Below are 23,877 nucleotides of genomic sequence, written 5' to 3'. Positions count from 1 at the left end.
CAAAGGTGTATTTGTCCGGTCATCGCGCGTCCGTATCATGTAGCGATGATTCCGATCCGTCTTGCCGCTGCCGCGCTGGCGTGTGCCCTGCTGGCCGCCTGCGCCTCCGCCCCCCGTTCCGCCTCCGCTCCGGAAATTCCGTCGACCGTGTTGCTGCTGTCCATCGACGGACTGCGCGCCGACAAGCTCGACCGCGACACCACGCCCACGCTGTTCCGTTTGGCGAGCGAAGGCGTGCACTCAATCGGCATGCGCCCGTCCTATCCGTCGCTGACCTTCCCCAACCACTACACGCTGGTCACCGGCCTGCGCCCGGACCGTCACGGGCTGGTGCACAACGCGATGAGTTCCGATGAGCTGGGGAACTTCCGCCTGAACGATCCCGCTGCCGTGCAGAATCCGGCCTGGTGGGAGGGTGGCGAACCGCTGTGGATCAGCGTGCGCAAGGCCGGACTGAAGAGCGCCTCGTGGTCCTGGCCGGGCAGCGAAGCGCCGATCCACGGGCTGTACGCCAATCAATGGCGGCCATATGACGAAAGCGTGTCCCTGCCCGAACGCATGCAGCAGGTACTGGCGTGGCTGCAGGGCGCACCGGACGGTGTCATCCCACGCTTCGTCGCCGGTTACATGGAACAGGTCGACCAGGCCGGACACAACCATGGCCCTGACTCACCGCAATACGCGGCCGCACTGCGCGAGGTCGATGCCGCCATCGGCCAGCTGGTCGACAACATGGCGCGCGATGGCCTGCTCGAGCGCACCAACATCGTCATCGTCTCCGACCATGGCATGGCAACGGTCAGTGACGGCCATGTCGTCGCCACCGAGGACATGGTGGCAGCGGATATCGCCACGCTGGTCACCATCGGGCAGTCGGTGGGTTTCCGCCCGCTTGCGGGCAAGGTCGCCGAAGCCGAACAGGCGCTGCTCGGCGAGCATGAGCATTACCAGTGCTGGAACAAGGCACAGCTGCCAGCGCAGTGGCATTACGGCAGCCATCCGCGCATCCCGCCCATCGTCTGCCAGATGCGCGAAGGCTGGGATGCGATGCCGCGCCAGCTGATCGCCCAACGCACCCCCGGTGACCGGGGCTCGCACGGCTACGATCCCGCCCTGCCCTCGATGCAGGCCATCTTCATTGGCCGCGGCCCGGCCTTCGCCCGTGGCCGGCAGCTGGGCAGCTTCGACAATGTCGATGTGTATCCGCTGCTTACCCGGCTGATCGGCATCCCCGCCCGTCCCAACGACGGCGACCCGCAGATATTGCAGGAAGCGCTGCGCACGCGTTGAGAAACACCGCCATGTAGCAGCTACATACCGCGGAAGCGATGGGCGAAGGTGGCACTGACCGGCAGCGTCTCCGGACGCTGTTTCAGGAGGATCGACAGCCGCCCCAGCTCGTCACGCCGCACCCGCGCGACCGCCGACACCCGCACCGCCACCCCGCGATGCACCTGCCAGAACTGGTCCGGGTCCAGCCCGGCCAACAGCTCTTTGAGCGGGGTGCGGATCAGCGCTTCGGTCGTGGCGGTAACCACCCGCAGGTATTTGTCCTGCGCCTGGAAATAGAGCACCTCGTCGATACCGATCATGCTGACACTGTCGCCGATGCTGGCGCTGATCCAGCGCACCCGGTGCTCGGCCGCCGGCCGCAGGCGGGTCTCCAGCTCATCGATCAGCGACTGCACGTCCGGCTGCCGCGCCAGTGCCAGCCGCTGTTGCAGACGTGCCACGGCCCGCTCCAGCCGTAGCGGTTGCAGCGGTTTGAGCAGGTAATCGATGGCGCCGGTCTCGAACGCGGAAACGGCATGGTCGTCATGCGCGGTGATGAACACCACCAGCCCGCCCTGCGCGACCACCGCGCGGGCCACGTCCAGCCCGCCGACACCCGGCATGCGGATATCCAGAAAGGCGATATCCGGGCCACAACGCTCCACCGCCTCCAGTGCCGCCACCCCGTCCTCGCATACCGCCACCAGTTGCAGATCCGGCCACAGCTGGCGCAACAGTTCATGCAGCGCACGCCGCTGCGGTGCCTCGTCCTCGGCGATCAGTCCGGTGGTCGGCCGCGTCACTTCCTGGTTCATGCTTCCGGCTCCCATGGCACCTCGACTTCGGCAATCACCCCGCTCCCGGGGCGGGAACGCAGGCGCAGGCAGGCGCGCTCACCGTAGCGCTGCGCCAGCTGTGCGCGCACATTGTGCAGCCCCAGTCCTGCAACCGGGCCGGGCTTCAGCCCCGCACCGTCGTCGCTCACCTGCACCTGCAGGCGTCCGTCGAGCCGCGCCACCAGGATCTCCACGTGCCCGTCCCCGGGCCGGGGCTCGATGCCATGCTTGATCGCGTTTTCCACCAGTGTGATCAGCAGCGCCGGCGGGAAGGACCGCTCCCGCAGTCGTTGGTCGCACTGCACGCCGTAGTGCAGGCGCCCGCCCATGCGCACCTGCATCAGCGCCAGATAGGCGGTGCAGATGTCCAGTTGCTGGCCAAGGGTCGAGTGCAGGGCCGCTTCACCTTCACGCAGGCGCGGAATGGTGGCGCGGAGGAAGTCGCTCAGCGCATCCAGTGTGGCCTCCGCCTGCGCCGGCTCCTGGCGTACCAGCGCACGCACCGAGGCCAGCGTGTTGAACAGGAAGTGCGGCTCCACCTGGGCCTGCAGCACGCCCAGCCGCAGATCGGCATCACGCGCCTGCATGCGCGCCGCGTCCAGCTCCAGCCGTTGCCGGTGCGCGATCCAGCGGCTGCGCTCGCTGAAATAGGCGCGCAACGCCATGCCGCCACCGAACAGGCCATAGACCAGCAGCAGAAGGCCGAGATTGGCCGCCAGCGCCACCCGTTGCGCCAGCGGCCCGACCTCCGGGCTGCGTGACGGCTTGGCGATACCCGCCTGCAGCTCCACCAGCTCGACAACCTTCGCCGAGGCCGAGTAATCCACGACAAAGCTCACCATGATTCCCAGCAGCACCGCGACCACCACCCAACGCCGCTCATGCGCCTCCTGCCTGCGGCGGTGCCGCACCCAGGTGGCAAGCGCCGGCCCGGTGGTGGCCATCAGCGTGAAGGCGGCGAACTGCAGCGCGAACATCAGCAGGCCGGCGCCGTAATCGCGCAGGTTGACGGTGGCAACCACGCCCGCCAGCAGTGCCAAGGGCGCAATCACGCCGATGAACAACAGGCTGCGGCCCTTGAGCCAGGGCCAACTGAATACCGGATATTGGCGATAGCGGCTCCATGCCGCGTTGCCGCCGGCCAGCACATCGGCCGGCAAGGCCTGCTGCAGCGAATAGCCTGTATCCACCGTCACCGGGCAGCCCCTGTCCGCACGCTGCCGCGCAGCGTATCCACCTGCCGGCACGCGCCCGAAGCTCCCGCCTCACACACCACTGCACTGTTCATTCCCGCTTGCCCCGCAGCACCTGTCCCCCCTGATGCAGTTCCAGTGATTGCACACGTCCGTCGCCATCACGCAGGAAGACGATCTCGATACCGTACGCCGGCGCTTCAAACCGGTCCGGCGCCACCACATCCAGAGCGAACTCCCCCTGCCCGCTGGCCTGTGCATGCAGGCGCCCCTCATGCTCGCGTACCGTCAGCGCAAACGCGGGCATCAGCGGATAGCTGCCGGCGTACGCTCCCAGTGCTTCAGACGAAAGCTGTGGCGCCGGTGTCCGCTGCATATCGATCCGCGCTGCCGGTATCTGCGCGCCCATCTGTGACCAGATGAAGCCATAGCTGCCATCACTCCTGCGCTGCGGCCGCAACACCGCATCCAGCGCCAGCGGATAGAAATCGCCGGCATCGTCGTAACCCATCACCTGCTCGACCTGCCCTTCGGGCTGGACGTACAGGCGGCCATCGCGTGGGCGCAGCGTCATCTTCATCGCCCCCTGCAACTGGTACTCGCCGGCCAGCGCATCGAGCAGCGCCGGTTCGGGCGCCGTTTCCCGCCGCGGCTTGCCCAGCGGGAAGCCGGTATCGACCAGATGCAATCCCAGGCTGCCAAGGCTGCTGATCGAGTTCCAGGTGGTATCGGACAGGATCACCACGCCCCGCTGCTGCTCGATATCCACCGCGACAAAGGAGGAGAAGCCGCCCGTACCGCCTTCGTGCATCAACACGGTGCGACCCTTCACCGGCACGCGCATCCAGTTCATGCCCATCGCCGGCTGCTCCGATACCTGCACATGCGTCATCGCCAGCGCCGGGCTGATCGCCGCATCGATCTGCCCCAGATTGCCCTGCACATAGCGGACCATGTCATCCAGCGTCGCACGCACGCCGCCGACACCGGCCAGATCGGTGGCGAAGTGCCAGGCCGGCACCGCATGCCGGTTCGGCGCATGCCCCTGCCCCGCGCGCACGCCCTCCGGCACCCGGTTGATATGGGCCCGCGTCATGCCCAGCGGCTGGAACAGGCGCTGCTGCAGCAGGCTTTCCAGATCGCTGCCGGCCCGCGCCGCAACCGCGTAGGACAGCAGCATGGAGGCGTAGTTGGAATATTCGAACTGGCTGCCCGGCGTCGCCGCCAGCTCCACATCCGCCAGCGACGCCAGCAACGTCGCGGCATCCAGCCCGGCATACGGATCCTCCATGTTCACCGGGGCCATCCGCGAAGGCAGCGCCGGCAGTCCGGAGGTATGGGTCACCACATGCCGCAGCAGGATCGGCTGGCCGCGATAGTCCGGCACCGGGGTGCCGGCCGGCAGCCAGGCCGCAAGCGGATCGTCCAGCGTGCCTTTGCCCTGCCGGATCAAGTCGGCCAGCAACGTGGCGGTCATGGTCTTGCTGACCGAGCCGATCTCGAAGGTGGTGTCCGCGCCGACACGCGCCAGCTCGCGTTCGTCCGCGCACTGGAACGAGCGCGCGATCGCATCCCGCTCCACCACCGCCACCGCCATGCACGCGCCGGTGCGGTCGCCCTGCAGGCGCTGGGCCACCACCGCCGCCAGCGTAGCGTCCGATGCCGCATGCGCATGCGCGAGTGGCAGGCCCAGTGCGGAAAGTGAAGCAAACAGTACAAGCGCCGTACGCATGGTGATCTCCTTGTGGGGGTGCCGGAAAGCATGCCGGCGGCGGCACGATTCCGGGAAAAATGCGACAGACGCCCGCAGATGGCGATGGAAGCGGCAATAGCCGGATAAGCCGCCTGTATCCCGCCGCCACTCTGGCAGATCACCCAAAACACCGGGTCCACGATGCAGGCATGACGGGCACAAAAAAGCGGCGCAAGCGCCGCTTTCTGTTTGCCGTATCGGCCAGGATCAGGCCGTCTTGGCCACCGCCTTCTTGGCGACACTCTTCTTGGCCGGCGCCTTGACGACGGCCTTCTTGGCAACCGGCGCGGCGGCACCCACGGCCACCCTGCTCAACGCGTGCTTGCGCGTATTGCCGTAGCTGGCGTTGAAACGCTTGCCCTTGGCGGTCTTGCGGTCACCTTTACCCATGTCGTCATCTCCTTGGTCAGCCTTCGGATTCCCCGTGCCTGCACGGGTTTCACGGGGCCGGAACAGATGCCCCGCGCATGAGTCCAGAGCCTAGCACGCGCCTTTCAATGTACGCAGCTGGCGTCGTGCACGTGCCCCTGGTTGAGGCGCAGATTCAGCAGATGCGCAAAACCCACGAGCATGCCGCCCAGCGTCATCACGATGGCGTGCGGGATCAGCGAATGATGCAGCTCCGCATGCAACAGCCCGGCCCACAGCAGCAGCAGCCCCGGCACCAGCAGCGCCAGCGCCTGCATGGCGCGGTGCCGGCGATAGCCGAAGATCAGGCTGAACAGGCCAAGCAGGGTCACAAAGACCACGATCACGGCTTCGACCTCACCACTCAGCCAGAACGACAGTCCCAGTGCCGGCGCGGCCGCCAGCAGCATCGGCAGAACCGCGCAATGCACGGCACACAGCAGCGAGCCCAGCGCACCGAAGCGGTCAAGGAAGTGGCGGAAATTGGATCGCAGCGGCATGACTTCCAGCAGGGCGTCGAATCGTTATGGAATAATATAACATGATCGCCCGCCCCATCTGCTGTGCCGATTTCATGGCCATGAGGCGTCTTCGTGCCCTACGAGTGATACAAAGTAACAACATGAACCGCCCAACCCGTTCCCTCCCCCGCCTTAGCCGTCATCCACTGTTTCTGTCATTGGCACTGGCCCTGCCACTCGCCCACGCAACAGACGGTGGCGATACAGCGCACCCTCATGCGACCGAGCTTTCCGGCATCAAGGTCACCGCTTCCCCGTTGCAGGGTGATGCCGAATCACTGGCGCGGCCGGTTGCCGTATTGGCCGGTGAGGAGCTCGATGCACGCAAGGGCGCCACCCTGGGTGACACCCTCTCGCGCACCCCCGGCGTGCAGACCACCTATTTCGGCCCAGGCGTCGGCCGGCCGGTCATCCGCGGGCAGGAAGGCCCGCGCGTGGCGGTGGTCGCCAACGGCATCGGCAACATGGATGCCTCCACCGTCAGTGCCGACCACGCCACCAGCATCGAGCCGTTCCTCGCCGACCAGATCGAGGTGCTCAAAGGCCCGGCGACCCTGCTGTTCGGCAGTGGCGCCATCGGCGGCGCGGTGAACGTGGTCGATGGCCGCATCGCCGGCGTGCTGCCCGAGCGTCCGCTCAGCGGTCGCGCCGAGCTGCGCGGCAACAGCGTCAACAACGAGCGCAGCGGCATGTTCCGGCTCGATGGCGTCAGCGGTGACAACCTGGTGCTGCATGTCGATGGACTGGTGCGCAATGGCGACGACTTCCGCATCCCCGGCCATGCGATGAGTCCGGCGCTACAGGCGGACGACCACGACGATCATGCCGACGAACCGGACGCACACGGCCGCTTGGGCAACAGCGCGACACGCACCCGCGCCGGTGGCGTGGGAGCCACCTGGCTGGGCGAATCCGGATTCCTCGGCGCCTCCGTGGGCACCTACCGCAGCAATTACGGCATTCCCGCCGGGGCGCACGAACATGCCGGGGACGACCATGACCATGGCGATCATGGCCACGACCACGCCAGCAGCCATGATGACGAAGTCGCGCACGACATCCGCATCGACATGGTGCAGAACCGGCTGGGGCTGAAAGGCGGCCTCCACTCCCCGCTGCCGTTCCTGCAGAGCCTGGGCGCCCGTGCGGCGTGGACCGACTACGAGCACACCGAGCTGGAAGCCGGCCTGCCGTCCACCCGTTTCACCAACAAGGGCGTGGAAGGCCGCATCGAGGCCGTGCAGCAGCCGCTCGGTGGCTGGGAGGGCGCATTCGGACTGCAGTTCGGCCGCAGCGATTTCGGCGCACAAGGCGAGGAAGCCTTCGTCCCGGACACCGGCACCGACACCCTGGGGCTGTTCGTACTGCAGGAAAAACGCTTCGGCATGCTGAAACTGGAACTGGGCGGGCGCCATGACCGGGTCAGGCTGACGCCGGAGGATGGCCACGGCAAGCGCGATTTCGGCGTTACCAATCTGTCCTCGGCCGGCATCTGGACGCTCAACGACCATTTCGACCTGCGCTTTGGCATGAGCAGCTCCGAACGCGCGCCCACCAACGAGGAGCTGTACGCCGCCGGTGCCCACATCGCCACCCGCTCGCTGGAAATCGGCGATGCGACGCTGAAGACCGAGCGCAGCCGGCACCTGGAACTGGGCCTGCACGCGCATGGCGACCGCATTGATGTCTCCGCCTCAATCTACCGGACGCAGTTCAAGGACTTCATCTACCTGGCCGATACCGGCGTGATCGAGCAGGCGCTGCCGGTACGCGTATGGACCCAGCATGACGCCACATTCATGGGCGCCGAGGCTGAAGCCACGTTGCACCTGACCCGCAATGACAGCGGCGACTGGGACCTGCGCATATTCGGCGACTACGTCAGGGCCGAGCTGGACGGCAGCAGCAGCCGCCGCAGTGACATCCGCGTGCCGCATGGCGGTCACCACCATGACTACAGCGTCGATCTGGCCAATGCCGGCCACCTGCCAAGGATCAGTCCCGCCCGCCTCGGTGTAGACCTGCGCTGGGCGCGTGACGGCTGGCGCGCCTCGGTTGGCGCGATCCGCTATGGCAGCCAGAAGGACGTTGCGCAGAATGAAACCACCAGCAACGGCTACACGCTGGTCGACGCGCATCTGGCCTACCGCTGGGAGCACTCGGCGGACAACAGCTACGAGCTGTTCCTGGACGGCAGCAACCTGACCGATCGCGAGGCCCGCCCGCACACCTCGCTGCTGCGCGACTACGCGCCGCTGCCGGGCCGCGGCGTGGCCTTCGGCATCCGCGCGTACTTCTGACCGGCAGCCACCGCAATACGGTGGTCAAGAGGGCGGTGCTGACCGCCCTCTTGATGGCGCCCCCACGAAAAGCAGGAAGACCCAGAGAGCAGACTCAAGATGCGCCAACGCCGAAGAGTCCCGAGCCGAAGCTTGTTTAATCCACTCTGACCCCTTTTTTTCCCCCCACCAACGAGGAGCTGTATGCCGCCGGTGCCCACATCGCCACCCGCTCGCTGGAAATCGGCGATGCGACGCTGAAGACCGAACGCGGCCGGCACCTGGAACTGGGCCTGCACGCCCATGGCGACCGCATCGATGTCTCCGCCTCGATCTACCGGACGCAGTTCAAGGACTTCATCTACCTGGCCGATACCGGCGTGATCGAGCAGGCGCTGCCGGTGCGCGTGTGGACCCAGCATGACGCCACATTCATCGGCGCCGAGGCCGAAGCCACATTGCACCTGACCCGCAATGACAGCGGCGACTGGGACCTGCGCGTATTCGGCGACTACGTCAGGGCCGAGCTGGACGGCAGCGGCAGCCGCCGCAGTGACATCCGCGTGCCGCATGGCGGTCACCACCATGACTACAGCGTCGATCTGGCCAATGCCGGCCACCTGCCAAGGATCAGTCCCGCCCGCCTCGGTACCGACCTGCGCTGGACGCGTGACGGCTGGCGCGCCTCGGTTGGCGCGATCCGCTATGGCCGCCAGAACGACGTTGCGCAGAATGAAACCCCCAGCAACGGCTACACGCTGGTCGACGCGCATCTGGCCTACCGCTGGGAGCACTCGGCGGACAACAGCTACGAGCTGTTCCTGGACGGCAGCAACCTGACCAATCGCCAAGCCCGCCCGCACACCTCGCTACTGCGCGACTACGCCCCGCTACCGGGCCGCGGCGTGGCCTTCGGCATCCGCGCGTACTTCTGACCGGCAGCCACCGCAATACGGTGGTCAAGAGGGCGGTGCTGACCGCCCTCTTGACGGCGCCCCCACGAAAAGCAGGAAGACCCAGAGAGCAGACTCAAGATGCGCCAGTGCCGAAGAGTCCCGAGCCGAAGCTTATTTAATCCACTCTGACCCCTGTTCTTGCTTGACGCTTGGCCGTCAGGGCCGGAAATCTTACTTTTACCCATTGAAGCCGAAGCCGCTTAGCGGTGCGAATCAATTCAGGGCATTAGACCATGTCAACAATCGCCAACTCTGATGCGCTCCAGGCTGCACTCACGATGACTGCAGCCTGCACCTATTTCCCAATACTGATTGGCGCATGGAAGATAATGAAAACAATCAAAACCAGAAGCAGCAGGACGATGTTCGTCTCACTCTCCATACTCCCGCTCTGGATTTTATTTCAACAACTAACCTCGCAAGGCCTGTCAACCATTGATACCATGGAATTGAGAGAGGCCGTCAACTGGCTATCAACCACCATTACCTGCTTGCTTTTTATCACTCCAGCCATATCGTTTCTTTTACTTAGCTTGAAAATCGCCAAACCCAACAATTCCGCAAGAAGCCTGGCGGCCTCAACGTAAGCCCCCCTCCGATCGGCAGGGGGGCCGCCTGTTCCCGGACATGTTTCCGCTTGTGCGCCAGGTGCAGATCGCGGTGGATTTCGCCAAGGGCATCAGCTCGGGCCTGACCAATACCGAGGTGCCGTCGTGGCCGGACAACCCCGAAGCTGGCTTCGCCGAGCTGCAGGCACTGCTCACCAAGGCACTGGCCCACGTGGACAGTTTCAGCGCCGAACAGTTCGACGGCAGCCAATCGCTCGAAATCGTGCTGCGCCCCGGCACCCCGAAGAAAAAGAAGCTGCCGGGCAACGTGTACCTGCTGCAATACGGCCTGCCGCAGTTCTTCTTCCACGTGACCACCAGCTACGCGATCCTGCGCCACAACGGGGTGGAAATCGGCAAGCGCGATTACATCGGCAACTACTGAGCCCAGCGGCTCCGTCCGGTTATTGGATGAAAGCCTCCGCCAGCACTGCTGGCGGGGGCTTTTTGCATTTTCAGCGTGACGCGCACCGCCTAACGGCAACGCCGTTGTTACTCCATCGACAGACACAACGAAAGTGGACCTGACCCTTAGATTCCGATAAAAGCCTCCGCCAGAACTGCTGGCGGAGGCTTTTTGCATTTTGGAGCGCAGACGCGTACTACCTAATGGCAACGCCGTTGTTGCGCCATTGACTCACACAATGCAAGTCAAACTGACCCTGAGGTTAAACTCACCGGGGAGGCTAAACAAATCATTCCGACCGTCCGGTCATAGATAAAAAATGAAGCGCCACTTGCAAACCTGTATATGGCCTGGGCTCCTCCATCCTTGTATTCGACATTCAGCGGGTCAAGCGTTAAAGCCTCAAAGGTCTTGATATCCATACCCAGCCAGATATTGGCGTACCAAAACCGCTTTCCAGGACCGAAATCATCACCTGACACACAGATAAGGACAGCCTCACTCTTCCCATTGGCCTCAACGAATGTGATATCCGCCTGAATAGACGAATTATTCTCGGAAGCTACAGCATAATTAACATTTCCGTATTGATCCGCAACACCTTGATGATAATAATAGGTGTAGGTTTCGTATTCAGCATCAGGCTTTGACTCATGAGGATTACCCTCCAGGGAGGTAACACGCTCCTTAGAATCACCTAAAGCGAAGCCGCCTAAGATGCCTACATACGAGTCGGAACTATCAGCACCCCCGGCATCCTCCGAATCTGGGCTGCAGGCTACCAACAGTGCAAGAAAAAGGGCTGCGAGTGATGCACGGAGTTGAAGGGTGGTGGAGGGCACGACGCACAGTCCTTTTGGCTTTAGGATGAAATTACATGTGCCAATATTACACCATGAATCGCCCCGGGTTTTGTAGGCACCTACAAGCCAGATTGTCCCTCCTGCCGTTCAAACTCTACCGGAGAGATACCCCCGTTTGAACCATGACGGCGCTTGGGGTTGTAGAACATTTCGATGTAGTCGAATACATCGCTGCGTGCGGCATCCCGGGCCAGGTAGATCCTGCGCCTGATTCGCTCCCGCTTCAGTAGTTGAAAATAGCTTTCGGCCACTGCATTGTCATGACAGTTGCCGCGTCGGCTCATGCTGCAAACGATGCCATGAGCTTCCAGCAAATCCTAGGGGCAGGCTCACTTATCTTGCTCCGAGCCCGTAAACGTCGATGCAACACTTGCCGATGACCAGTTCTCGTTGGCGGAAGCGTTACCGCGCACGATTGTGGAAAAACAAAGGCCGCACTATGTGCGGCCTTTGCAGTAACCAGCAAATACCAGGCTTCAACCAGCGCAGCTGGCGCACAGACCGTGCACTTCCAGGGTCTGGGCCTGCGGTTTGAAGCCCAGCGCGCGGGCGCGGATGTCGAGCAGGCGGACGATTTCGCTGTCTTCCAGCTCCACCGCGCTGTGGCAGCGGTTGCAGATCAGGAACGGCACCGAATGCTGGCTGCTGCTGGGATGGTGGCAGGCGATGAACGAATTGACCGAGGCCAGTTTGTGCACGAAGCCGTTGGCCATCAAAAAATCCAGCGCACGGTAGACCGTGGGCGGGGCATCGGCGCCGACGCCCTTGCCTTCGCGCACCCATTCCAGCAGTTCGTAGGCCTTGACCGGCTTGCCGGCCTCGGCGATCAGGCGCAGCACGTTGGCGCGGATCGGGGTCAGCCGCAATCCGCGCTCGCGGCACACCCGTTCGACCACCGCGATGAAATCCGCCGCGTCTTCAACGTGGTGGTGGGGGGCGGTGCAGGCGTGCGCGTCGGTCATGTCTACCTCGGGAAAAGTCAGGTCGTGGGAACCTTGGTCAGGGCCACATCGATGCGCTTGAGCGCTTGCTCGCGGCCGGCCAGATACACGGTGTGGGAGATGTCCGGGCTGACCTGGGTGCCGGTGATGGCCACGCGCAGCGGCTGGGCGACCTTGCCCATGCCGATTTCCAGGGCGGCGGCGGTGTCATGCAGGGCCACACCCACCGCCTCCGCAGTCCATTCCGGCAGCGCGGCCAGCAGCTCGTGGGCCTTGGCCAGCGGCACTTCGGCACCGGGCTTGAAGTGCTTGGCCACGGCGGCTTCGTCGTATTCGCTCAGCGGCGTGTACCAGACCACCGCCTTCTCGGCCATTTCCTTCAGCGTCTGCACGCGCTCGCGCAGCGCGATGACCACGTCGGCCGGGGCCGGGCCGGCGGCCACGTCCAGGCCCAGTTTCTGCAGCTGGTAGACCAGGTGCGGGGCGATGGACTCGGGCGTTTCGGTCTTCAGGAAGTGCTGGTTGACCCAGCCCAGCTTGGCCATGTCCAGGCGCGAGGCCTTGGAGTTGCAGTGGGTGACGTCGAACAGCTCGATCAGTTCCTGGCGGGTGAACAGCTCCTGGTCGCCGTGCGACCAGCCCAGCCGGGCCAGGTAGCTCAGCAGCGCCTCGGGCAGGTAGCCGGCGTCCTTGTACTGCATCACGTCGGCCGCACCGGTGCGCTTGGACAGCTTGGCGCCCTGCTCGTCCAGGATCATCGGCATGTGTCCGAACCTGGGCACCGGCGCGCCGATGCCTTCGTACAGGTTGATCTGGCGCGGGGTGTTGTTGATGTGGTCATCGCCGCGGATCACCTCGGTGATGCCCATGTCCCAGTCATCCACCACCACGGCGAAGTTGTAGGTGGGGAAACCATCCGGACGGAAGATCACCATGTCATCGAGCTCGCTGTTGGCGATCTCGATCGGGCCCTTGATCAGATCGTCGAACAACACGGTGCCTTCGAGCGGATTCTTGAAGCGGATGACGCGGTTCGGATCATCCTTGTAGGGCAGGTTCAGCTCGCGGGCGGCGCCGTTGTAGCGCGGCTTTTCCTGCTTGGCCATGGCGGCCTCGCGCATCGCGTCGAGTTCCTCGCGGGTTTCGTAGGCGTAGTAGGCCTTGCCGGCGGCGACCAGTTGCTCGGCCACTTCCTGGTAACGGGCCACGCGCGCGGTCTGGTAGATCGGGCCCTCGTCATAGTCCAGGCCCAGCCACTGCATCGCTTCGAGGATCGCGTCGATCGCGCCCTGGGTGCTGCGCTCGCGGTCGGTGTCTTCGATACGCAGCACGAACTCGCCACCACGGTGGCGCGCCTCCAGCCAGCAGTACAGCGCGGTGCGGGCGCCACCAATGTGCAGGTAGCCGGTGGGACTGGGAGCGAAACGGGTGCGGACGGTCATGTGGAAAGCACTGGATGGCAAATATGCGGCGATTTTACCCCGCCCGACTTTTACCTGCCTGACCGCTCCGCCGCACCGACTGCGGCAGCCAGTAGCCCCGGTAAGGCCAACGGCCGCACCCGGGGCCTCGGCGAGTGCATCAAGGACACCCGGGTGCGCTTCGCTTACCCAATGGAATGGACTCCTCCCACTGATCCGGCATCGAGGTGCCAGACTGGAGGTGTTGATCAACCAGTCCCACAGCAGGAGGAGTCCGTCATGCAGATTAATCGTGTTGCATTGGATCTGGCAAAGCAGCTGATCCAGGTGCATGCCGTGGATCTTTCGGGCAAGGTGCTGGTGCGCAAGCCGCTGCGCCGAACCCAGCTGTTGCCGTTTTTCCGTGAGCTTGTGCCGTGCGAGGTGGGCATGGAGGCCTGCAGTGGCGCTCATCACTGGGCGCGGCAGTTGCAGGCGATGGGGCATCGGGTGCGGTTGTTGCCACCGCAGTACGTGAAGCCGTTCGTGCTAGGGCAGAAGAACGACGCCAACGATGCCGCTGCCATCTGTGCAGCCATGAGCCGACCAGAGATTCCTGCAGTGACGGTCAAGACCATCGCCCAGCAAGATCGGCAGGCCCTGCATCGGATCCGCAGTGCGCGGGTGGCGCAGCGTACCGCGCTGGTCAACCAGACCCGTGGGCTGCTGGCCGAGTATGGGTTGGTGGTCGGCCGCGGCCGAGGAACCTTGCGCCAGGCAATCCCCGAGTTGCTGGAAGATGCCGAGAACGGCCTGAGCTTGGACTTTCGCCAACTGCTGGCCGAGCTGTATGACGAACTGGTCGTGCTGGATGCGCGGGTTGAGCAACTGACGGGCCGCATTGAGCAGCAGGTGCGCCAGGAACCGGACACGCAACGCTTGATGCAGATCCCCGGCATCGGCCCGTTGACCGCCAGCGCGCTGGTCGCAGCAATAGGCGATGCGACCCAGTTCCGCAATGGTCGGCAACTGGCCGCGTTCCTGGGGCTGGTACCGCGGCAGCACTCCAGTGGCGGCAAGGCACGGCTGCTGGGGATTCACAAACGCGGTGACAGCTATCTGCGCCAGTTGCTGGTGCATGGCGCACGCAGCGTACTGCGCACCGCCGCCAACAAACCCGATGATCGCAGCCGCTGGCTGGTGAATCTGTCGACCCGCAAACACCGCAACACCGCCACCGTGGCCCAGGCCAACAAGACCGCACGCATCGCCTGGGCGGTGCTGGCACGCAACGAGCCCTATCGCCCCTGAGAATGGGGCACGCGTCACTTCACCTTGAGTTTGCTCAGTGGTTGATGAGGAATTTCGGTAAGACCGTCGCGGGAAGAGCCTGAGTAGCCCGGTGGCCACAAGGCCGCTTACCCAATGAGGCACCCGCGGGCGACTGCTCCATCATGGCCAGAAGCACAGGCTTCACTCACAGGCCGAATATACGTTCGCAGTCTCTACCGGAAAAACTCAAAAGCGGCTTGGCAATCGGGAGGAGTCCATATACGGGCTACGCGCTGGCGGACACCACAATGACAAAGGGCCGGCAATGCCGGCCCTTCGTGTCGAGCAACCGCGGTGCCGCTTACGGCGCCGGCTTCGGCTCGGGCTTGCGCGGCATTTTCTCGTCACGCATCGCCGCGTTGTAGGCGAAGCTGGCCATCACCGCAGCGGCCTGCTTGAGGTCTTCGGCTTCGATGTGGTCCCAGGTATCCAGGTGGGTGTGGTGGACGTTGGAGAAGTAGTCCAGACGGTCCTGGATGAACTGGAAGCCCGGCAGGCCGACGCGGTCAAAGGCGATATGGTCGGTGGAGCCGGTGTTGCGGGCGACCACGGTGGTGGCGCCGACGTCATTGAACGGCTTCAGCCACGCTTCGAAGATCGGCATCGCGGCCATGTTTTCCTGCGCGTAGATGCCACGGAAGCGGCCCGAGCCGTTGTCCATGTTGAAGTAGACCGAAAGCTTGTCGTAGTCGCGCAGCTTCTGCAGCGGGCCGGTCGGCTCGCGCAGCGAGGCCGGCAGCGTCTTCTGCGCCGGGTCGGTCGGCTCCGGGAAACGGGCGAAGTTGCGCGCCACGTAATCCTGCGAGCCGATCAGGCCCTGCTCCTCGCCGCTCCACAGCGCCACGCGGATGGTGCGCTTGGGCTTGACGCCGATCGCCTTGAGGATGCGTATGGCTTCCATCGCCACGGCCACGCCGGCGCCGTTGTCGGCCGCACCGGTACCGGTGTGCCAGGAGTCCATGTGCGCACCGATCATCACCACTTCGTCGGCCTTGCCGCTGCCGCGGATCTCGGCCAGCGTGTTGTAGCCGGGCTTGTCGCCCTCGTCGGTAAAGCGGGCATCGACGCGGATGCGCAGCTTGACCGTCTCGCCGGCTTCCAGCGAACGCACCAGCGGGTTGAAGTGCTCGGTGATCATGGTCAGTTCCGGCACGCCGGCCGATTCACCGGCCTTGCGCGAGCCGCCGCCGGCCACACGGATGATGCCGTTGTCCCAGCTCGACAGCGAGATCGCCGCCAGCGCGCCTTCGGCGACGAAGAACTCGTTGGTCTTGCGGACCAGTTCCTGGCGCTCGTTGTATTCCTTCAGGCGCTTGGCCCGGTCGGCCGCGGCGGTGGCCGGGATGGTGAACTGCTGCAGGCCTTCCAGCGAGGTGGCGTCATGGCGATGGCTGTCGGCCTCGGTACCGCGCTTGTAGGCGCGGGCATCGCCCAGCAGCAGCACCTTGCCGCGCAGCTTGCCTTTGTACTTGTCCAGGTCGGCCAGCTTCTTGATGTCCACGCGGACCAGCTCGCCTTCCACGGCACCGTCGGTACCCGGCGTCCACGCCTTGGGCAGCGCATGCAGCGGCAGCACGCGGTCGCCGATCATCTCCACGCTGGCGTGGGTGAACTCCCAGCCACGGCCGAACGCCGGGAACGCATCGTCATGGACGTTGCTCAGCCCCCATTCGTTGAACTTGCCGCGGCTCCAGGCGTTGGCGGCGGCCATCTGCGGCGAGTTGGTCAGGCGCGGGCCGATGTTCTCGGTCAGGTGGGTCAGGTGATCCATGACCTGCGAGTTGTGGAACGCCTCAGCACGGATGCGGGTGACCACGTCCAGATCGACCTTCTCGCTGGCCTGCGCCGGAGCGCCCACCGCCAGACCCATGCACAACGCCAGCAAACCTCGCTTGATCACTATCTTCCCCCGGCCCTTGAGCCAATGACGACAAAGCGGCCAGTCTAGCCAGACGCCACGGGGCGGCGAGCCGGCCAATGGTCATGGTCGTGGGCAATTCCAGCCATTGCCGCACAACGGCTGCCGGTGACATCCCTCATTGCGCGCCCGGTGGAAGCAGCCACTGACCGCAGCTTTGCCCGCTGGCGGCCCATCCAGCCGCATATCACCAGCCGCTCGACCGGCAGCACTGCCAGCCAGGCCCGGCCATCCCGCGATGCGACGACGTAGGCAGTACCGGTCCAGCCGGACGACGGGACATTGGGGCCAAGCCGCAATTGCCGCCACTGCGCATATCGCACGGGAGCGGCCCCCGCCAGTCCGCCCCGGGCAACCCGCGCCTGCGCGAAGAACGCCAGTCCCTGCCGCCGGATGCCGGGCAACGCGTCTGCGGCCAGACGCAACACCACCACACCGCGGGCCACCGTGCCGAACAGGCAGTCCAGCACCATCTCACCGGCCTGCACCGGCGACAGGCCGAACTGCAGCAACCCGCTGGTTTCAATGGCCGCGGGCAACAACTGCTGGGCGCGACGATGGATCAAAACCCGGTTCACATCGATCCTCCCCGGTAGACGGGGCGGTGTATTCCGCCCCGTCCGGTCATGACGACCGGTGCACTCACGGCATGCGCGGCGGTGTGGTCGGGCTGGCCACCGGCCGGCTGCCCAGCTCGTACCAGTCCATCCTGCGGGTGATCCACATGATCAGCGCGAGGATGCCGAACAGCAGCAGCGAGCCCAGCAGCAATGCGTTGTTCTCCGATCCCAGCAACATGTGCAGCGCGCCATACAGCAGGGTCAGCATGGTCGAGAACATCAGCCCGTATTTCGCGCTGCGCAGCACACCGCTGAGGTAGAAGCCCTGCAGGCCGATGCATGCCGCCGCCGAAATCAGGTACGCCTGCCAGAACGCGATCTGCTCGGACAGGCTCAGCAGCAGCAGGAAGAAGATCGCCAGTGCCAGCCCGACCAGCAGGTACTGCAGCGGGTGGATCCGCAGCTGCTTGATCAGCTCGAACAGGGCGAAGCCGACGAAGGTCAGCAGCACGAACAGGATGCCGTACTTGGTGGCACGGTCGGCCTGGGTGTAGACGTCCACCCGGTCGACCAGCGCCACGGTCAGCGACTCCACCGTGCCATCGGAGTGCAGGCTGCGGCGCAGCTGCTCCTGTGCCGCCGAAGCCAGCGAGGACACCGCCCAGCTGGCCTTGAAGCCGCTGTCGTCGATGCTGCGTTCGTTGGGCGAGAAACTGCCGGAAAACTGCGGATGCGGCCACGTCGAGGCGATATCCACGCGGGTGTCGTCACCCAGCGGTACCACCGACAGCGTACGCGTGCCATCGAGCACGAACTCCAGCTCGACCTTGCGGCCATCGGCAAGTACCCCGGAGCCGGCATCGCCCTGCATTTTCAACGGCGCATGCAGGCCTTTGGAGGTCGCCTCCAGCGCGCGTGCGCCGGCCTGCAGCGCGACACTGCGGCCATCCACGCGCAGATTGGGGCTGCCCACCAGCCCGCGCACATCGGCAATGCCCAGCGCCAGATACGGCTGGCCGTAACTGCGTCCGGCCACCGGCTTGTATTCGCTGTCGGTGAACTCGGCCTGCACCCGCGCGTGCCAGCTGTACACCGGCACCCTGAACAACCCCACCCGGCGCTCGTCCGGACGCATCTCGCCCTGCACGCGCAGCCGCGCCGGCATCTGCAGGTCATAGCCCTGTTCCTTCTGCAGCTCGCGGGTCTTCAGGCCGGTCGGGCCGACCACCTCGACCTCCTGCTCCTGCGTCCACGGCAACACCCGCACCGGGCCGATCAGCGACTGCGCGCCGGCACGGCTCTGCGCCACCCGTTCGATGGCCTGGTCGCGATAGCGTTCGCGCTCCTGCACCGTGCCACGGATCAACATCAACGGAATCAACAGCAACAACACCAGCCCGCCGACAATGGCGCAGCGCAACAGCAGTTTCAGGGAAGTCATGTCCGGTCCTCGTGTGGAAACGGGGCCAGCCTGACGCTGCACGGTGAACAGGGTTTGTGGCGAATTTGAAGCGGGTGTGAAGTCAGGCCGGCGCGGTAACGCCACCGCCAACATCGCGAAGCCCAGCGAATCCGTTCGCCCGAGCCCAAGGCGGTTGCGAATGAGCAGCGCGCCATAGTATGAATGGAGACAAAACGTCCGCACGGACCGTCAGCGCTTCTCCCAAGGAACCCTTGTGCCGCATACCCGGTCACGTACGTCGCTGATCCATCGGCTGTCCCTGAACATATGGGGCCTGTTCGTGGCCCTGCTGTTACTACTTTCTACGCTGGGCTACCTGGCCATGCGCATGGCCGCCGATCGTGTGGTGCCGATGGTCGCACAGCGTACTGTCGATTTACGCGCCCGTGCGTCGGAAGGCCTGTTCCTGCAAGCCGAGCAGAGCGTGTCGCGGCTGCAGCTGGAACTGCTGCGGCGGCTGGACAGTGCCGATCAGGCAACCACGTTGGTCCGTTTCGATACTCTCTTCGCCCGCAGCAGCGATGGTCTGTGGCGGCTGCGCCCGGAGCAGGTGGCACCCGCCTCGGCCCCCACGCTCTACCTGCACCATCCCCCACAGGGGCTGGACGACTCCATTCGCCTACGTGCAGTGGCCGCCTACGACCTACTGCGCGAACAGGGACCGGCGCTGGCACCGCCATTCTTCTCGGTCTACATGGATTTCGTCGAAGACGGACTGATGGTGTACTCCCCGGATATCGACTGGGGCAAAGGCGCCGACGCAACGGCCAGCAATACCAGCTATCCGACAATGCTTGGCGCCAATCCACAGCGCAATCCACAGCGACAGGTGTTCTGGACACCCGTCTACCTGGACAGGCAGGCTGCCACTTGGATGGTGTCGGTGATCAAACCGCTGGACTGGCGGCAACGCTGGGTTGGCACACTGGGTCACGATGTCTCGGTGCAGAGCCTGATCGATCGGATCGATTCCGGCGGCACCGAGGACGGGATACAACTGGTAATGGACGCCGATGGCACAGTGATCGCCCACCCGCAACTGCATCGCCATATCGTTGCTGCCGACGGCCAACTGCAACTGGCGACACTTGACGATCCATTGCTACCACAGGTGCACCGCATGATCTCGCAGGCGAGCATGGATGCCGGCGCCGGACGCTCACCAGATGGCAGCCACTGGGTTGCGTGGTCGAAGATCCGGGGACCGGGCTGGTACCAAATCTATCTGCTGCCGCAGGCGCGAGTGAACGACCTGCTGTCATGGGGCCTGCTAGCGCTGGCGGCCGCCGGCATGCTCGGCCTACTACCGGCAATGTGGGTACTACGGCGTCGGGTAAACACGCTGTTCGCCGTGCCGCTGAAACGTCTGACGCAAGCCGTGGACGAACTGGGTCAAGGCCGCGTACCGTCACCGATCGACATGCGTGGCGACGATGAGCTTGGCCGGTTGGCCACAGCCTTCGACGACATGGTCGAGGAGCTGGGGCATCAGCGAACCCTGCAATTTGCCCATGCCAAGGCGCTGCAGGCCGAAGTGGATGAGCGCCGCCAGTTCATGAACCGGCTGGAGGAAGAACGCGCAAGGTTGCTAGCGTTGCTTGGCGCGATGAACCTGGGCATCGTGTTCATCAGCATCGATAACCGGGTGACCTACTGCAACGCCACGTTCCTGGTTATGTGGCAATTCCCCGAGAGCAGTACGGTGGTTGGCCGCACTACGGCCGAGAACCTGCAGCAGGCAAAGCAGCTGATGGTCGATCAGGCAACGGTCCTGGCACAACTGGAGGCGGCTCCCGTCTCCGGCCAGTCGACCCGGCAGTTGGAGATCCGCCTGCGCGACGGTCGCACCATCATGCACAACGCCTACCCGGTTCCCGACGCACAAGGCCAGCACATCGGCCACCTGTGGGTGCAAGAGGATGTCAGCCACCAGCGCCGCACCGCACAGCAGCTCGTGCGGCTGGCCCACCACGATCCACTTACCGGCCTGTACAACCGGCGCCGCTTCGAGAACGACCTGACCAGCTTCTTCCACGATGCGCAGCACACGCCCTGCCAGGCAGCGCTGCTATTTTTCGACCTGGACGAGTTCAAGTACATCAACGACACCTTCGGCCATCGCGCCGGTGATGCGGTATTGAACCGACTGGCGCTGGAGGTGCGTACGCTGGTGCGTTCCGGCGAGACCCTGTTCCGCCTCGGCGGCGACGAGTTCGCCGTGATGATGCCGCACGCCAGCCAATACGATGCCCAGCATCTCGCCGAGCGGATCGTGCAGCGGATCGCGCGCACGCCGCTGCGCCTGCTTGAGCAGACCGTGCGCCTGGGCGCCAGTCTGGGAATCGCCCATTTTCCCACTCATGCCGACAACGCCGACGACTTGGTCGCCCATGCCGACGCTGCGATGTACCAGGCCAAGCACCAGGGCAAGAACCGCTGGAACTTGTATCGTCCCGACCGCGACAGCTCGCGCGAGATGGCCAGTCGACTGGTCTGGAACGACCGCATCGCACGCGCACTGGAGCAGGACCTGCTGTGCCTGCATTTCCAAGGCGTATACCACGCCGACGATGGCCGTCTGGCCCATCTGGAAGCGCTGATCCGCATGCGAGACGAAGTCCACACCGGCCAGCTGATCATGCCCGGACAGTTCATCGTCCCGGCCGAACGCAGCGGCAAGATTCTGGAGATCGACCGCTGGGTGATCCACCAGTGCATCAAGCTGCTGGCCTCTCATCCGCAGCTGCCTGCCATCGCCATCAACATCTCCGGTCGCTCCTTCGACGACCCCGAACTACCGGTCTGGATCGGCAGCCAGTTACAACGTCAGCGTGTGGCCCCACAGCGGCTACTGGTGGAACTGACCGAGACCGCGGCGATCTCGGACATGGGTGATGCCGCGCGCTTCATCGCAGCACTGCGCGAGACCGGCTGCCCAATCTGTCTGGACGACTTCGGCACCGGCTTCGCCTCCTTCGCCTACCTCAAGAACCTACAGGCCGACGTGCTCAAGATCGACGGCATGTTCATCCGCAACCTGCCGGACGAGCGCGACAACCAAGTGTTCGTGCGCGCGATCATCGAAGTCGCGCACGGCATGGGCAAACTCGCCGTGGCCGAGTTCGTCGAAGATGCCGACACCTTGCAGATGCTGCGCGAGATGGGCGTGGACATGGTACAGGGCTATCACCTGGACCGGCCCCGCGCCGATCATCCCGCCCTAGCCAAGCAATAACCCCACCTGCAGGAGCCGGGGGAGCCGTACCTACAACCCCGGCAGTCCGAGGCAGGCCTCGGCCCCGCCTCCGGTGCGGTTGTACAGCAGCGCCTTGCCGCCATGCAGGCGCGCCACCTCGGCCACGAACGGCAGCCCCAGCCCGGAGCTGCGCTGCCCGCTGCCCGGCCGTGCCAGGGAATAGAAACGCTCGAACACCCGATCCAGCGCATAGTCCGGAACGCCGGGGCCCTCGTCGCTCACCCTGGCTTCCCAGCCTTCGTCACCGGCGCGGACACACAGCCGGATGCGTCCGCCTTCGGGCGAGAAGGCCAGCGCGTTGTCCAGCAGGTTCGACAATGCCTGCCGCAACAGGAACGCATCGCCACGTACCACCGCTTCGGCGGGCAACTCGCACTCCAGTGCCACATTCGCAGCCTGCAGGCGCGGTGCGGCATCCTCGGCCAGCGCGCGGCACAACTGGACAAGATCGACCTGCGCACGCCGCTGCAGCCAGCCGTGCTGCTCCACCTCGGCAAGCCGCAGCAACTGGTCGATGGTTTCGGTCAGGCGCCGCTCCTGCTGGACGATATTGGCGGCAAAGCGCTGCCGCTCCGCTTCCGGCAACGGCTCCTGCAACAGCTCGGCGGCACCACGGATCGCCGCCAGCGGGCTTTTCATCTCATGGGTGAGCGATTGCACGTACTGTTCCACGTAGGCCTTGCCTTCGAGCTGGCGGCGCATGGTCTCCAGCGCCTGGCCCAGATCGCCGATCTCATCGCGGCGCCTGCGCGGCGGCGGCACCGGCTCTCCGGCACTGACCGCCTTGGCATAGCGGCTCAGGCTGCTGATGCCGCGTGACAGCCACCAGGTCATCAACAGGCCGATCAGTGCCGACAGGCCGATCAGCCACGCCCCACGCGCGACGATGGCGCGCTGGCTGGCGGTGATGAACGGATCGATGCTGTCGTTGGGCTGGGCCAGGGTCAGCACGCCGATCAGCGTGCGTCCATCGCCGGGGTCATACACCGGTGCGGCCACATGCATCACCGTACTGCTCTCATCGCCGGGGGTTTCAGGGCTGGAGCGTGCCCCGTACTGCCCGCGCAGGGTGAGGTAGACATCATTCCAGCGCGAGTTGTCGCGCCCCACATCCTGCCCGCGCGAGTCGTAGACGACGATGCCCGCGGTATCCGTCACCGTCACCCGGTAATCGATGCTGCGCTTGGGAAAGCGCCACACCATCGCACGTGGATCACGCCGCTGCGCCGTGGCCATATGCATGGCGAACGCGCCATCACCGATGTGCCCGGCCTGCAGATCCGGCGCGGCCATCACCGCCAGCACATTGGCGGTATCCACCAGCGTCGACTCCATCGCCTGACGCACACCCGGCTTGACCTCGTTGACGAACACCCGCATCACGAAGAACGCGGCGATGCCGACGATCAGGAAAAAACCGAGGAAGAGTTTCAGGCCCAGGCGCACAACCACCCCGCACGCACGCCGCCTTGGCCGTAATTGTGACCGCCGCTGCCCTGATTCTGCTTCCGCATTTGCTTCAGCTTTCGATTTTCACCGCCGTAGAGCAGGCCGAGCACCGCAGCGGATCGGGGAAAGAAGGCGCGGGTGTCTGAGCGCAGCGAGTTCCGCGCCGCCCCGATCCGCAAGGAGCACAGGGGACCGATGCGGTTCCATCGCATCGGCTCGCGTCCGGCAGTGCTTTCTTTGGGCCACCTTTCTTTGCACGAGCAAAGAAAGGTGTGCTCGCTCCTGCGCAGCAGGAGTGAAAGCTTTGCTTCATGCCTTGGCTGCTTTTTCTTTTCAAAGCTGAAAGGCCAGGCCTTCTTTTGGTTGCTTTTCTCTGCACAAGCAAAGAAAGGTGACTCGATCCTGCGCAGCAGGAGTGAAAACCCTTGATGCTGGTTGGGTCGCAGCAGCACATCCGGCACAGC

The 23,877-nt window shown here is 64.7% G+C and carries 19 protein-coding genes and 2 pseudogenes; 7 read left to right on the top strand and 14 right to left on the bottom strand.

Going from position 1 to position 23,877, the window contains the following annotated elements:
* The first annotated feature begins 45 nt into the window (after window positions 1-45).
* Entirely contained in the window at window positions 46-1,290 is a 1,245-nt protein-coding gene (locus tag ACSBPQ_RS05995; protein ID WP_442684122.1) for an alkaline phosphatase family protein, read from the top strand.
* A gap of 20 nt (window positions 1,291-1,310) precedes the next feature.
* Here ACSBPQ_RS05995 and ACSBPQ_RS05990 read toward each other — a convergent pair whose 3' ends face one another.
* The 5 genes from ACSBPQ_RS05990 to ACSBPQ_RS05970 form a co-directional block, all read right to left on the bottom strand.
* On the bottom strand, window positions 1,311-2,087 hold the full coding sequence (locus ACSBPQ_RS05990; protein WP_442684121.1) for a LytR/AlgR family response regulator transcription factor: 777 nt from the start codon (window positions 2,085-2,087) through the stop codon (window positions 1,311-1,313).
* Complete coding sequence (locus ACSBPQ_RS05985; RefSeq protein WP_442684120.1) at window positions 2,084-3,304, bottom strand: sensor histidine kinase; 1,221 nt, start codon at window positions 3,302-3,304, stop codon at window positions 2,084-2,086. The genes ACSBPQ_RS05990 and ACSBPQ_RS05985 overlap by 4 nt, the downstream gene beginning before the upstream one ends.
* An 88-nt stretch (window positions 3,305-3,392) precedes the next feature.
* Window positions 3,393-5,033, bottom strand: a complete 1,641-nt coding sequence (locus ACSBPQ_RS05980; RefSeq protein WP_442684119.1) for a serine hydrolase — start codon at window positions 5,031-5,033, stop codon at window positions 3,393-3,395.
* A 228-nt stretch (window positions 5,034-5,261) separates the two neighbouring features.
* The gene (locus ACSBPQ_RS05975; protein ID WP_442684118.1) at window positions 5,262-5,444 is read right to left on the bottom strand and encodes a 30S ribosomal protein THX; all 183 of its coding nucleotides are present in this window, start codon (window positions 5,442-5,444) and stop codon (window positions 5,262-5,264) included.
* A gap of 104 nt (window positions 5,445-5,548) precedes the next feature.
* Window positions 5,549-5,962, bottom strand: a complete 414-nt coding sequence (locus ACSBPQ_RS05970) for a MerC domain-containing protein (protein WP_442684117.1) — start codon at window positions 5,960-5,962, stop codon at window positions 5,549-5,551.
* Between the two features lie 122 nt (window positions 5,963-6,084).
* On the opposite strand from ACSBPQ_RS05970, the gene ACSBPQ_RS05965 reads away from it, so the two are divergent.
* The 4 genes and pseudogenes from ACSBPQ_RS05965 (at window position 6,085) to ACSBPQ_RS05950 (ending at window position 10,211) form a co-directional block, all read left to right on the top strand.
* On the top strand, window positions 6,085-8,283 hold the full coding sequence (locus tag ACSBPQ_RS05965) for a TonB-dependent receptor (protein ID WP_442684116.1): 2,199 nt from the start codon (window positions 6,085-6,087) through the stop codon (window positions 8,281-8,283).
* A 164-nt stretch (window positions 8,284-8,447) separates the two neighbouring features.
* A pseudogene (locus ACSBPQ_RS05960) lies at window positions 8,448-9,197 on the top strand (TonB-dependent receptor domain-containing protein); the annotation flags it as partial.
* Window positions 9,198-9,451: 254 nt separating this feature from the next.
* Complete coding sequence (locus ACSBPQ_RS05955; protein WP_442684115.1) at window positions 9,452-9,805, top strand: hypothetical protein; 354 nt, start codon at window positions 9,452-9,454, stop codon at window positions 9,803-9,805.
* A 40-nt stretch (window positions 9,806-9,845) separates the two neighbouring features.
* Window positions 9,846-10,211 (top strand): DUF1993 domain-containing protein, encoded by a 366-nt coding sequence (locus ACSBPQ_RS05950; RefSeq protein ID WP_442684114.1) that lies wholly within the window; start codon window positions 9,846-9,848, stop codon window positions 10,209-10,211.
* Window positions 10,212-10,477: 266 nt separating this feature from the next.
* On the opposite strand, the gene ACSBPQ_RS05945 is transcribed toward ACSBPQ_RS05950, so the two are convergent.
* The 4 genes and pseudogenes from ACSBPQ_RS05945 to gltX all read right to left on the bottom strand — a co-directional run bounded on the left by ACSBPQ_RS05945 (window position 10,478) and on the right by gltX (window position 13,478).
* Window positions 10,478-11,074: a hypothetical protein gene (locus ACSBPQ_RS05945; protein WP_442684113.1), complete on the bottom strand. Its 597-nt coding sequence runs from the start codon at window positions 11,072-11,074 to the stop codon at window positions 10,478-10,480.
* An 80-nt stretch (window positions 11,075-11,154) separates the two neighbouring features.
* Window positions 11,155-11,409: pseudogene (locus ACSBPQ_RS05940) on the bottom strand (IS3 family transposase); the annotation flags it as partial.
* 162 nt (window positions 11,410-11,571) lie between these two features.
* The gene (locus tag ACSBPQ_RS05935; protein WP_442684112.1) at window positions 11,572-12,057 is read right to left on the bottom strand and encodes a transcriptional repressor; all 486 of its coding nucleotides are present in this window, start codon (window positions 12,055-12,057) and stop codon (window positions 11,572-11,574) included.
* Window positions 12,058-12,074: 17 nt separating this feature from the next.
* Window positions 12,075-13,478, bottom strand: a complete 1,404-nt coding sequence (gene gltX, locus ACSBPQ_RS05930) for a glutamate--tRNA ligase (RefSeq protein ID WP_442684111.1) — start codon at window positions 13,476-13,478, stop codon at window positions 12,075-12,077.
* A gap of 258 nt (window positions 13,479-13,736) precedes the next feature.
* Here gltX and ACSBPQ_RS05925 point away from each other — a divergent pair, with 258 nt between their 5' ends.
* Window positions 13,737-14,747, top strand: coding sequence for an IS110 family transposase (locus tag ACSBPQ_RS05925; protein WP_442682525.1), 1,011 nt, complete (start codon window positions 13,737-13,739; stop codon window positions 14,745-14,747).
* Between the two features lie 322 nt (window positions 14,748-15,069).
* Here the strand turns inward: ACSBPQ_RS05925 and ACSBPQ_RS05920 are convergent, their stop codons facing one another.
* The 3 genes from ACSBPQ_RS05920 to creD form a co-directional block, all read right to left on the bottom strand.
* Complete coding sequence (locus ACSBPQ_RS05920; protein ID WP_442684110.1) at window positions 15,070-16,668, bottom strand: M20/M25/M40 family metallo-hydrolase; 1,599 nt, start codon at window positions 16,666-16,668, stop codon at window positions 15,070-15,072.
* Between the two features lie 44 nt (window positions 16,669-16,712).
* Window positions 16,713-17,264 (bottom strand): hypothetical protein, encoded by a 552-nt coding sequence (locus ACSBPQ_RS05915; protein WP_442684109.1) that lies wholly within the window; start codon window positions 17,262-17,264, stop codon window positions 16,713-16,715.
* 64 nt (window positions 17,265-17,328) lie between these two features.
* Window positions 17,329-18,687, bottom strand: coding sequence for a cell envelope integrity protein CreD (gene creD / locus ACSBPQ_RS05910; RefSeq protein ID WP_442684108.1), 1,359 nt, complete (start codon window positions 18,685-18,687; stop codon window positions 17,329-17,331).
* 235 nt (window positions 18,688-18,922) lie between these two features.
* Here creD and ACSBPQ_RS05905 point away from each other — a divergent pair, with 235 nt between their 5' ends.
* Complete coding sequence (locus ACSBPQ_RS05905; RefSeq protein ID WP_442684107.1) at window positions 18,923-21,943, top strand: bifunctional diguanylate cyclase/phosphodiesterase; 3,021 nt, start codon at window positions 18,923-18,925, stop codon at window positions 21,941-21,943.
* 30 nt (window positions 21,944-21,973) lie between these two features.
* Here the strand turns inward: ACSBPQ_RS05905 and creC are convergent, their stop codons facing one another.
* On the bottom strand, window positions 21,974-23,410 hold the full coding sequence (gene creC / locus ACSBPQ_RS05900) for a two-component system sensor histidine kinase CreC (protein ID WP_442684524.1): 1,437 nt from the start codon (window positions 23,408-23,410) through the stop codon (window positions 21,974-21,976).
* Window positions 23,395-23,874 carry a hypothetical protein gene (locus ACSBPQ_RS05895; protein WP_442684106.1) on the bottom strand — a complete coding sequence of 160 codons (480 nt, stop codon included), beginning with the start codon at window positions 23,872-23,874 and terminating at the stop codon, window positions 23,395-23,397. The genes creC and ACSBPQ_RS05895 overlap by 16 nt, the downstream gene beginning before the upstream one ends.
* Window positions 23,875-23,877 lie beyond the last annotated feature (3 nt).

This window comes from Stenotrophomonas sp. JC08, from assembly GCF_052180205.1.
Lineage (GTDB): Bacteria > Pseudomonadota > Gammaproteobacteria > Xanthomonadales > Xanthomonadaceae > Stenotrophomonas.
Note: the sequence above shows the minus strand (reverse complement) of the source record. Positions and strands in the feature narration are given on the sequence as shown.